This window comes from Streptomyces sp. NPDC088194, from assembly GCF_040702025.1.
Lineage (GTDB): Bacteria > Actinomycetota > Actinomycetes > Streptomycetales > Streptomycetaceae > Actinacidiphila.
Window position 1 is genome coordinate 1 of the sequence record NZ_JBFBIV010000160.1, and the last position, 11,705, is coordinate 11,705.

Consider the following 11,705-nt stretch of genomic DNA (forward strand, 5'->3'; position numbering starts at 1 on the left):
CGCGGCGAGAGTGGACCCGTTCGCGAGCCGGGCGTCCGGCTCCGTCAGCCGGGCGTTGGGAGTGGGTCCTCTTGCTCACATTTTCTCTGCGGGACGTGGTGCGCTCCGTGCTCACCGCGCTGGACGAGGAAGACTGGCAGGTCGAAGAGGACGGCGTCTGGTGCCGGGTGACTCCTCCGCAGCACGAACCCCGGGTGCAGGGGTGGAAGCTGCACCTCTCGGCGACCCGGCTGTCCGCGCCGGAGGTCCTGCACCGGGCCGCCGGGGTACTGGTCCGGGCCGGATGCGCCTTCAAGACCGCCCGGGACCTGCAGACCGTGGAGGAGATGACCTCCGGCAACCACGACCGCGCCCAGTGCGGCAAGATCATCACCGCGTATCCGCGGGACGACGACCAACTGCGGGAGCTCGCCGCCCGGTTGGACGACGCGACCGCCGGGCTGCCCGGCCCGGCCATCCTCTCCGACCGCCCCTACCGCAAGGGCGGCCTGGTGCACTACCGCTACGGCGGCTTCCACGGCGTACGGGTGCTGGGCAACGACGGCTCCTTCGACGTACGCCTGCGGGCCCCGGACGGGACGCTGGTGGACGACCACCGCAAGGCGTGGTTCAGCCCGCCGCCCTGGGCGGAGTTGCCGTTCCCCGGCGGCCCGGGACGTCCGGCCACCGCGCAGAGCGCCAAACCGGTGCTGCTGGCGGACCGGTTCGTCGTGCGGGAGGCGATCCGGCACTCGGCCCGCGGCGGGGTGTACCGGGCACTGGACCAGCGCACCGGGGCCGAGGTCATCGTCAAGCAGGCCCGCGCGCACGTGGCGGTGAACGTGACCGGCGAGGACGCCCGGGCCTGCCTGCGCCGGGAGGCCGCCAACCTCACCGCGCTCACCGGGCTCTGCACCGAGCTGGTCGACCTCTTCGAGGAGGACGGCCACGCCTTCCTGGTGCAGAGCCTGGTGCCCGGGCAGGCGCTCGCCTCCTGGGTCACCGACCGGCGGGCCGAGCCCGGGTTCATCCCCGTCCCGCAGGTGCTGGCGCTGGCGGAGAAGCTGCGTGCGCTGCTCGACGAGGTGCACCGACGCGGCGTCGTCTACCAGGACTTCACGCCGAACAACATCATGGTCACGCCGGAGGACCGGCTGGTGCTGATCGACGCGGAGTGGGCCACCACCCCCGGCACCCGTATCCTGCGCGTGCACACCCCCGGGTTCGGCGCGCCCGAGCAGACCGCGGAGCCGCGGGTCGGGCCCGCGTTCGGGACGGAGGTCGACCGCTACGCCCTCGGCGGCGTGCTGTACTTCCTGGCCACCGGGATACCGCCGTCCTTCGCCCCGGACAGCTCGGACAGCTCGGACGACCCGCAGGACGCGCACGGCTCGCACCGACCGTACGCCCCCGCCGGCCGCACGGCAGGCGAGCGCATCGCCCTGGTGCTCTCCCTGCTCGGTGAGGAGCGTCCGGCCGCCCGGCTGCTCACCCCGGCGATCCTCGGCCTGATGGCCGAACGCCCGGAGGACCGCTGGACGTCGGCCCGGCTGGCCGGGTTCCTCGCGGACGCGGCAGCCGGGACAGCCCGGGCGACCAGGGCAGCCGAGGTGACCGAGGCAGCCGCTGGTGCGGCGACTGACGCCGGGCCGGCCGCCGCGGAGACCGCGGGAGACGCGGCGACTGACGCCGGGCCGGCCACCGCGGAGACCGCGGGAGCCACGGCCGAGACGGAGACCGTGCCGGTCCCGGTCTGGTCGCGCGGCGGCCGACCCGACCGCCCCACCGCGGGCCGCGAGATCCGGGCCGGGCTGGTGGACGACGGCCTCACCCACCTGCTGAGGGGCATGGCCGACCCCGAGGGCCCGGCCCAACGCCTCTGGTCCGGCAGCGCGTTCGGCGACGGCACCGACCCGTGCAACGTGCAGTACGGCGCGGCCGGCGTGCTGGGCACCCTGGTGCGGGCCGACCGGGCGCTGGACCGTGAGGAGTTGCGGGTCGCCGTCCGGCGCGTCGCGGCCTGGATCGACCGGCGCCGTACGGAGGTGCCGCAACTGCTGCCCGGCCTCTACTTCGGCCGCGCCGGCACCGCCTGGGCCCTGTACGACGCCGCCCGGCACCTCGGCGACGACACGCTCGCCGCGCACGCCACCGACCTGGCGCTCTCGCTCCCGGTGGTGTGGCCCAACCCGGACATCTGCCACGGGGCGGCCGGCTCCGGGCTCGCCCACCTCAAGTTCTGGCAGGCCACCGGGCGGCGGGAGTTCCTGGAACGGGTCGCGCGGTGCGCCGACGCGCTGGTCGCCGCCGCCGACCGCACCGCGGACCGGGTGGTCTGGCAGGTGCCCCCGGACTTCGACTCCAAGCTGGCGGGCATCCGGCACCTCGGGTTCGCGCACGGCGTCGCCGGGATCGGCGCGTTCCTGCTGGCCGCGGCCGACGCGACCGGACAGCGGTCCGCCCTGGACCTGGCGGTCATGGCCGGCGACACCCTGGCGGCCGAGGCCGAACGCGGCCAGGTCGGCGCCCGCTGGCGCTCCGACCTGGACGAGAAGCCCGGCACCGGACTGATCTACCACTGGTGCAGCGGCTCCTCCGGCGTCGGCACCTTCCTGCTGCGGCTGGGGCAGGCCACCGGCGAGGAACGCCACCTCCGGCTCGCGCAGGAAGCGGCCCAGTCGGTCCGCGCCGCCGCCTGGACCTCCCCCACCGCCGTCTGCCACGGCCTCGCCGGGGACGGCGAGTTCCTGCTCGACCTCGCGGCGGCCCGGCCGGAGGGTCCCTACCGCGCCTGGGCCGAGGACCTGGCCACGGTGCTGTACGCACGGCACGCGGTCGTGGGGGGCCTGCGCCTCGTCCCGGACGAGGGCGCGAGCGCCTTCACCGCCGGCTACCAGACCGGAACCGCCGGCGTCATCAGCTTCCTCCTGCGGCTCGACCACGGCGGCCCGCGCCCCTGGATGGCGGACCGCCCCTGACCGCGGAGGGAACCCGCCCGCGTGCCCGCGACGGCACGCGGCCACCCCGCACACCACGCCACCCCGAGAGGAGGAACCCATGGACATCGACATCGACGCCCTGCAGGCCCTGCCGGCCGAGCAGGAGCCGACCACGCAGATGCTGTGCACCGTCACCTGCGGCTACGGCCAGACCTGCGGCGGAGAGACCTGTACCTCCACCAACTGAGCGCCACCACCCAGAAGGAGAAAGCCATGAACTCAGACATCGACGCGCTGGAACTGCTCCCCGGCGGCGACGACACCACGGAGATGGAGTGCACCTGGACGTGCAGCACCTACTCCTGCCCCGCCACCTGCACCCTCACCGAATAGTCCGGACAGACCGATGGAGCTCGACCTCGACGCTCTGCAGGCCCTGCCCGAGGACCAGGACACCGACGCGATGCAGTGCGCCGTGACCTGCACCTTCGACAGCTGTACGTACACCTGCAAGGTCACCGGCTGACGGCTCCGGCCCGTCACGGAGACCGGTCGACAGCAGCGGGAGGGGTGCCGGACCTGTTCCGGCGCCCCTCCCGCGTACCCGGGGGACGCCCGCACGGCGAGGGGAAGAGAGGCGATCACGTGACAAGGAACGAACCGGGGCCGGAGGCGGTGCCGGGGCCGGGCAGCGGCGACCGCCCGCAGGGCGCGGGCCGGTTGCTGGCCGGGGCCGTCCGGCACACCGGCGGACGGCTGTCCCTGCTGGTCGCCCTGATGGTGCTGCGCATCTCCGCCGCGCTGGCCCTGCCCGCCCTGCTGGCCGCCGCGGTGAACGCGGTGCTGCACGGCCGAAGCGGCGTCGGCCCGGCGCTGGCCTGGGGCGCGGTGACCACGGCCGGCGCGGTCGGCGACACGCTGATGGCACCGCTCGGCGTGTCCTGCGCCGCGTACGGGACCCGCTGGCTGCAACTGCGCACGGTCGGCCATCTGCTCGGCCTGGGCGGGCGCTCGCCGGTGCCGGCCGGCGAGGCGGTCACCCAGGTCACCCAGGCCGCCCAGCAGGCCGGGGCGCTGCCCGTCGCGGTGGCCGAATGGGGTGTGACGGTGACCGGTTCGGCCGCGGCGCTGGTCGCCCTGTGGTGGCTGGACTGGCGCTGCGGGCTCGCGTTCCTGGTGGTCGTCCCGCTGACGGTGCTGATCACCCGCCGCTTCGTGAGCCGGGTGACACGGGTCCAGAGCGGCTATCTGGCCGCCCAGTCGCGTATCGCCGTCCGGCTGCTGGCCGCGCTCTCCGGGGCCCGGACCATCCGGGCCTCCGGGACGCTGGACCGCGAGGTGACCCGGGTGCTCGCGCCACTGCGGGAGGTGTCCGCGGCCGGGTACCGGATGTGGCGGTTGCAGAAGGGCACCGTCTGGCAGTTCGGCCTGCTGCTCTCGCTCACCGAGGCGCTGGTGCTCGCGGTGGCGGGCCTCGGCGTCGCGGACGGGCGGCTCTCGCCCGGGGAGTTGGTGGCGGTGGCCGGATACCTCCAACTCGCCTTCCCCGCGGTGCAGCAGGTCGACGTGTTCTTCACCCTCGCCCAGGCGCGCGCCGCCGCGGGCCGCCTCGCCGGGACCTTCGCGCACCCGGGTGTCCGCTACGGGACCGGGGCCCCCGGTCCGGGGGCGGGCGCGGTGTCCTTCCGCGGGGTCACCGTCCTGGCCGCCGCGGCGGAGGGTGCGCAGCGGCCGACCGGGGACTCCGCTGCCGAGCGCCCGACCGGCGCGCCGGTGCTGGACCGGATCGACCTGGACATCCCGGCCGGCGCCTGCGTGGCACTGGTCGGCCGCACGGCCTCGGGCAAGAGCGTGCTCGCCGGGCTGCCCGGCCGGCTCGCGGACCCGGACGAGGGCGAGGTGCTGCTCGACGGCCGCCCGGTGCGGGAGTTGGCGGAGGACCCGCTGCGGGCGGCGGTCACCTACGCCTTCGAACGGCCCGCCCTGCTCGGCGGCACCGTGCGCGAGACCATCGGCTACGGGCGGCCCGGGCTGTCGCGGGACACCGTGCTCGAGGCCGCGCGGGCCGCCGCCGCGGACGGCTTCGTCCGGCGGCTGCCCGACGGCTACGACACCCCGATGGAGCGGGTGCCCCTGTCGGGCGGCGAACGCCAACGGCTCGGTCTGGCCCGCACCCTGGCCCGCTCGGCCCGGGTCTACGTGCTGGACGACGCCACCTCCGGCCTGGACACCGTCACCGAGTCCGAGGTCAGCGCGGCCGTCACCGGCGCGCTCGCCGGGCGCACCCGGATCGTGGTGGCCCACCGGGTGGCCACGGCCGCCCGCTGCGACCAGGTGGTCTGGCTGGACGGCGGCCGGGTCCGGGCCCGCGGCACGCACGCCGAGCTGTGGCGCGACCCGGCGTACCGGGCGGTGTTCGCCGCGGACGGAGCCGAACACGGCACCCCGGGGCCGGAGGACGCCGTGCATCACGGCACGGGCGAGGAGAAGGGCGGGGAGCGGTATGCCGGACATCGTGGGATCTGACCCGGGGCTGCGGCTGCTGCGGGAGGCGACGGCCGGCTCCCGGCGGTCGCTGGTGCGGGCGTTGGGCTGGTCGGCCGTCCAGGCGGCGCCCGCGCTGGCCTCCGGCCGCATGCTGGCCACGGCCCTCGACCACGGCTTCCTGGCCGGCCGGCCGATGGTCGGGATCGGCTGGCTGGCCGGGATCGCCGCACTGTACGGCGTACGCGCGGCGGCCCAGCGGGCGGTGTTCGACCCGCTGGCCGCGATCGTCGAGCCGATGCGGGACGAGCTGGTGCGCCGGGTGGTGCGCGGGGCGCTGCGCCGGGCCGTCCACGAGGGACTGCCCGGGGCCGGGCCCGACGCCGCCGGGGTGACCCGGTTGAGCAGCCAGGTGGACGCGGTGCGCGGCACGGTCTCCGCGCTGCTGCGGACGGCGCTGCCGCTCGCGGTGAACCTGCTGGCCGCGCTGCTCGGCCTGGCCTCCCTCGACCTGCGGATGGCGGTCGTGGTCGCGGTGCCGCTGCTGGCGGCCGTGGCGGCCTTCGTCCCGGCGATGCGCACCCTCACCCGGCGCCGGGCCGCCTTCCTGCTCGCGGAGGAGCGGGTGGCCGCCGCCACCGGCGCGGTGGTCGGGGCAGCGCGCGACGTGGCCGCCCTCGGGGCCCGCCGCGAGGCGCTGGCCGAGGTGCAGCGGGCGGCCGCCGCCTCGGCCGGGGCGGCGACCACCGTGGCCTGGGCGAACGCGCTCCGCGTCCCGGTGATCCTGATCGGCGGCCAACTCCCGGTCCTGGGCCTGCTGCTCGCCGGGCCGTCCCTGGTGCGCCACGGGACGGTGTCGCCGGGGGCCGTGATCGGCGCGGTCAGCTACGTCACCGCGTACCTGATCCCGGCGCTCCAGCAGATGACCGGCTCGGTGGCCGGCTTCTGGAGCCAGCTCCGCGTGCTGGCCGCCCGGCTGGCCGCCACCTCCGCCCGGCCCGACCCGCCCGCGCCGGCGGAGGGTCCCGCGGGCGACGGCGACGCGGAACTCGCCGTGCACGGGCTCACCTTCGCCTACGGTCCGCACGCCACCCCCGTCCTGCGCGACGTCTCCTTCACCGTCCCCGACGCCGGCCATCTCGCCCTGGTCGGGCCCAGCGGCGTGGGCAAGTCCACGCTCGCCGGGCTGCTGGCCGGGATCGGGCAGCCGGACGCGGGCCGGGTCACGCTGGGCGGGCGGGCGATCGCCGCGCTGCCCGAGGCCGAGCGCGCGGCTTCGGTCGCCCTGGTGCCGCAGGAGGCGTACGTCTTTCCCGGCACGCTGCGGGAGAACATCGCCTACCTTTCGCCGGACGCCTCCGACGACACGCTGGACCGGGCCGCCGCGGCGGTCGGTCTGGGCCCGCTGCCGGCCCGGCTCGGCGGCTACGACGCCGAACTCGCCGACCCGGCGGGCACGCTGTCCAGCGGGGAGCGCCAACTGATCGCGCTGGCCCGGGTGTACGCCTCCCCCGCCCGCCTGGTGATCCTGGACGAGGCCACCTGCCACCTCGACCCCGCCGCCGAGGCCGCCGTGGAGGCGGCCTTCGCCCGCCGCCCGGGCACGCTCGTGGTGGTCGCCCACCGGTTGAGCAGTGCCGCCCGGGCCGCCCGGGTACTGATCCTGGACGCGGACGGCCACGCGTACGGCACCCACGCCGAACTACTCGCCACACACCCGGGATACGCCACCCTGGTCGGCCACTGGAACGCACCCCTCCCGACCCCCGTCCCCTAACACGGAGCCCAGTACAGGGCCCGCGACCCCGCACCGGCCCGCCGCCGAACCGTCGAACCCGACGCCGTCACACCCGGACCGGCCGCACCGGAGCGAAGGCGGCCACCAGGGAGGCCCGCGCTGGCCGCCCGGGTACTGATCCTGGACGCGGACGGCCACGCGTACGGCACCCACGCCGAACTACTCGCCACACACCCGGGGTACACCGCCCCTCCCGACCCCCGTCCCCTAACACGGAGCCCAGTACAGGGCCCGCGACCCCGCACCGGCCCGCCGTCGAACCGTCGAACCCGACGGCGTCACACCCGGACCGGCCGCACCGGAGCGAAGGCGGCCACCAGGGAGGCCCGCGAACGGGCGCCGGTCTTGCGGAAGATCCGGGTCAGATGCGCCTCCACGGTCTTGACGGAGACGAACAGCGCGCCGGCCACCTCCCGGTTGGACATCCCCCGGCAGACCATGTCGAGGATCTGCTCCTCCCGTGCCGACAGCACCTCCCCCTCCCGGCTCCGGGGGCCCTGCCGCGCGGATGTCCGGCGCGGCCGGCTGGCCCCGATCCTGCGCTGGGTGTCGACGGCGACCCCGCGCAGCCAGCGGGCGCCCATCCGGTCGGCCCGCTCCTTCGCCCGGCCCGCCTCGGTGGCGGCGTCCTCCAGCCGGCCCACCGCGACCAGCCGCTGGGCCAGTTCGAGGCGGACCCGGCACTCCAGGACCGCGAGGCCGGCCGCGGCCGACAGCTCCACCGCGGCGGAGAGCGACCGTACGGCGGCCTCGTCCGGCGTGTGCAGGGCCTGCGCGCGCAGGGCCTCGGCCCGTGCTCCGGGCGTGGGAAAGGCGGTTGCCCCCTGTGCGGCCCGGGTGGCGTACTCCCGGGCGCCGGCCGCGCCCAGGTCCGAGGCCGCCGCGGTCGCCGCCGACCACCACAGCACCCGCACTCCGGCCACCGGCGGCCGATCCGTACCGCGTGCGGCCGGCAGTACCAGCGCAAGGCACTCCCCGGGCCGCCCCTGGGCCAGCCGGGCCCACCCGAGCACGCCGGCCGCCGCCTCCCCCAGCGCCCCAGGGCCCGGGTGCTGCCGCAGCACGTGATCAGCGAGATCCGCCGCGCCGTCCGGGCCCTCGCACCACAAGGTGGTCCACGCGCGCAGCACCCGCGCCCAGCCGGCCCGTTCACCGTCGCCGAGCAGCAGCGCGGTCTCCTCCGCCTCGCGGGTGTCGCGCAGCGCGGCGGACAGGCCGCCGAGCGCGGCATGCCCGTAGCCGCGGCCGAGCAGCAGCGGCGGCAACGCGGCAACGCGCCCCGTACGGCGGGCGATTCCCAGTGCCCGGGTGAGCAGCCGGAGCGCGTCGCCGTGCCGCTCCGCGAAGTTGAGGGCCCAGCCGAGGCGGGCCACGGCATCGAGCCTGCCGGCCAGTTCGGGGTCGCCGAGCACGTCGGCCATCCGGACGGCGTCCAGGATGCCGTCGGCGCCGTCGGTCCCGGCCGGCCGGGGTGGATCGCCGGTCATCGCCCCCGCCAGCGCGAGCGTGGCCGCGGCGTCCACGCGCAGCACGTCGGGAGCGCGGTCGGCGTGCCGAAGCGCCTGGTGGACGTGGCGGCGGGTGGCCGGCAGGTCCCCCTCGGCCGCGGCCATCGCGGCCTTCCGCAGGAGCAGGACGCGCTCGCCGCGGGCGCCGGGCCGCGGGTCTGCCGCCAACTCGCCGTCCAGCAGCGCCCGTGCGACGCGGCGGCGCCCCAGGTCGGACTCCAGCCGGGTGTGCAGGTCCACGATCAGGGTCCTGTCGAGCAGGTCCCCGGGGCAGGTCGCGGGCGTGGCGTCGTTCCCCGCGGCCTCCAGCAGGGCGGGCAGGAGACGACGGCACTCGGCGTACTGCCCGGTGCGTTCGGCCGCGTGGTACAGCAGCGCCGCTATACGGAAACGCCCGGCGGGCCTGATGCCTTCGGGGTCACCTGGGCCGTCGGGGTCGGCGGAGTCGTCGTCGGGCAGGATGCGCAGGGCGGCGCGCAGCCAGGCCGCCGCGGTGGCCGGCCGGGTGTCCAGCACGTTTCGCGCCGCGCGGGCCAGCAGGCACGCGGTCCGCCGGTCGCCCTGCTCGGCGGACCGGGCCAGATGCGGCGCGCGCTGCACGAGGGGCGCACCGACCCGGTCCAGCGCTTCCGCGGCTCGCGTGTGTGCGGTGATGCGCCGGCCCGGGGGCGTTCTGGCGTACAGCAGCGTGCGCAGCAGCGGATGGCGGAAGCGGAACAGCGGCGCGCCACCGTCGACCGCGCGGATCAGGTCGCGTGCCACCAGGTCGTCGAGCACGCTCAGCACCGCGTGCGTCGCGCGGTCGGCGACGGCCGCCACCAGCGCGGGGGCGAACGGATCGCCGAGCACGGCCGCGCAGCGGACCACCTCGATCTGCTCAGGGGCGAGCCCGTCGAGGGCGCGCAGCGGAGGGCAGTTGGCGGGCAGCGGGACGGTGCCCGGCGGGTGGTCGGCGGTCGCCAGCTCCCGCAACTGAGGCGACGTGAGGTGGCTCAGCACGCCGAGCCAGCCCGGGACGCCGCCGCTCAGCTCGTACAGCAGCCCCTCGCGCATCGGGCCGGTGCCAGGGGGCAGTTGGGCGGCGAAATCCTCCGGGGTCAGCGGCCCGACCGGAATCCGGTGGGTCCGGTAGCTGTCGCTGGCCGCGGCGAGGCAGGACACCAGCCAGATCGGCGGCTGGCCGGTCGACACCGTGTACGTGATCACGGTCGGCACGGACGGGCGCTCGGCCAGCAGGCGCCGCAGCGGTCGCGCCGTCTCGGGGCCGGCCCGGTCGAGGTCGTCCAGGCAGCGCACCACGCCGCGGCCCGGCGATGCCCGGACGACCTGGAGGCCATGCGCCACCAGCAGCCCGCCACGACGCGCGCCGGCCGCGAGTTCACCGAGCAGCCGGGTCCTGCCGCTGCCGGGTTCACCGGCGATCTCCACCAGCAGGGACGCGCCGTCGAGGCAGGCGCCGACCAACTCCTCGACGCTCACCGGGGTGTGAGTCGCTGTACGTCTCATCGTGGGTGGCGCGATCCTCTCCGTGTACAGCCTGTTCCCCGGCTCCGTGTACGGCCTGTTCCCCGGCGGTCGTGCCGGGTCCGCCGCTCCGGGCCGGGTGTCCGCGGCCGTCGGCGGGCGAGGCGGCGTCTCCGCGGCGGCGCCTCCCCCCGGGCGCGCCCGCGCGGTCGCCGGCGGGCGCGCGGGGGGCGGGTCTTCGCCGCCGGGCCGGGCAGCGGCGGACCACGATCTGGCTCGCACGGGCGGTGCTCACCCGTACGCGCCGACCGGGTCCCTGGGCTCCGGTGTCAGGAGCGCGGCCAACTCCCGGCGGTTGGCCGCCTGCGTCTTCTCCAGGAGGTTGGCCACGTGCCGTTCCACCGTGCGGTGCGACAGGTGGAGCGCGGCCGCGATCTCGCGGTTGGTGTGGCGGCGGCCGAGCCGGGTGAGCACCTCGAACTCGCGCACGGTCACGCCGAGGCGCCACAGCCGCTCGGGCACGTCGGCGCTGCCGTGCCGGCGCTGCCGCACCCGCTCGCCGAGGTCGCGCAACTGGCTGCGGCAGTGCCGGGCGGCGGGCTGTATCCCGTGCGCGGCGTAGAAGAGTTCGGCCTCCTGGAGCCAGCGGACCGGCTCGCCCCAGCCGTCACGGGCAGCCGTGCGGGCGACCAGCCCCAGGCCGAGGTGGCGCGCCGGCGGATAGCTCGCCGCGACCGCGCACGCCTGCCTGAGCGCGCTCTCCGCGGCGCGGGCATCGCCTTCGCGGCCGGCCAGCACGGCGTCGGCGAGGTGGACGAAGAACGCGTTCCACGGCAGCCGGCCGGCCGGGTGGGCGGAGATCGCCGCATGGTCGCGCCGGCCCGCCGAGCCGTCCACGCAGTCCAGCAGCAGGGTGAGGCCGTACGGGCCGCACAGGTGGTGGGTGTCGGAGCGCTCGCCGCTCCCCGCGCGGTCGCCGTCTCCGGCGTGGAGCTGGTGCAGGAGGGCCCGTGCGGCATCGCCGGCGCCGTGCAGCAACTCGCAGACCGCGTGGCCGAGTCCCCGCACGATCGGTACCTCGTCCTCGCGGTCCCCGCGCCAGGCGTCGAAGCGCGCCGAGGCGTCGGCCAGCGCGTCCCGCCGGCCCTGGTGGGCGTGGATCAGCGCCTGCACGGCCAGCGCGTGGCTTCCGAGGCCCAGGAGCCCCAGCCGCTCGATGTCCGCCCACGCCGTGTCCACCAGCGCGGCCGCCTGGGAGAAGCGGCCGCGGAACAACGCGTCCACCGCCAGCAGGAGTTGCCTGCGGGGGGCCTCGATCACCGCCGCGACGGCGCTCGCCTCGGCGACCGCGGCCTCCAGGCGCGCCGCGTCGGCCGACCGTGTCGCGGGGTGGCCGCCGAGCAGCCGCACCGCCTCCAGCCGGGCCCGCTCCCGCGCGCCCGGCGTCCCGTGCCGGACGGCCCGCTGGTAGGTCAGGACGGCAGGGGGCAGGGCGGCGACCGGCCGCTGTCGGTCAGCGGGGACCGGGACGCT

8 protein-coding genes are annotated in these 11,705 nt (G+C 76.8%); 6 read left to right on the top strand and 2 right to left on the bottom strand.

Annotated elements, in window-relative coordinates:
* Positions 1–71 precede the first annotated feature (71 nt).
* From lanL to AB0399_RS39140, 6 genes are all read left to right on the top strand, one after another.
* On the top strand, positions 72–2,957 hold the full coding sequence (lanL, locus tag AB0399_RS39115; protein ID WP_366414526.1) for a class IV lanthionine synthetase LanL: 2,886 nt from the start codon (positions 72–74) through the stop codon (positions 2,955–2,957).
* Between the two features lie 79 nt (positions 2,958–3,036).
* Complete coding sequence (locus tag AB0399_RS39120) at positions 3,037–3,165, top strand: ALQxL family class IV lanthipeptide (protein WP_328472820.1); 129 nt, start codon at positions 3,037–3,039, stop codon at positions 3,163–3,165.
* A 26-nt stretch (positions 3,166–3,191) separates the two neighbouring features.
* Positions 3,192–3,311 (top strand): ALQxL family class IV lanthipeptide, encoded by a 120-nt coding sequence (locus tag AB0399_RS39125; protein WP_329361881.1) that lies wholly within the window; start codon positions 3,192–3,194, stop codon positions 3,309–3,311.
* Between the two features lie 13 nt (positions 3,312–3,324).
* Entirely contained in the window at positions 3,325–3,444 is a 120-nt protein-coding gene (locus tag AB0399_RS39130) for an ALQxL family class IV lanthipeptide (RefSeq protein WP_329361883.1), read from the top strand.
* Positions 3,445–3,563: 119 nt separating this feature from the next.
* Complete coding sequence (locus tag AB0399_RS39135) at positions 3,564–5,444, top strand: ABC transporter ATP-binding protein (protein WP_366414527.1); 1,881 nt, start codon at positions 3,564–3,566, stop codon at positions 5,442–5,444.
* Positions 5,434–7,179, top strand: a complete 1,746-nt coding sequence (locus tag AB0399_RS39140) for an ABC transporter ATP-binding protein (RefSeq protein WP_366414528.1) — start codon at positions 5,434–5,436, stop codon at positions 7,177–7,179. The genes AB0399_RS39135 and AB0399_RS39140 overlap by 11 nt, the downstream gene beginning before the upstream one ends.
* Positions 7,180–7,478: 299 nt before the next feature.
* Here AB0399_RS39140 and AB0399_RS39145 read toward each other — a convergent pair whose 3' ends face one another.
* On the bottom strand, positions 7,479–10,214 hold the full coding sequence (locus tag AB0399_RS39145) for a LuxR C-terminal-related transcriptional regulator (protein ID WP_366414529.1): 2,736 nt from the start codon (positions 10,212–10,214) through the stop codon (positions 7,479–7,481).
* Between the two features lie 249 nt (positions 10,215–10,463).
* Positions 10,464–11,705: LuxR C-terminal-related transcriptional regulator (locus AB0399_RS39150; protein WP_366414530.1), on the bottom strand; the 1,242-nt coding region annotated here is incomplete at its 5' end.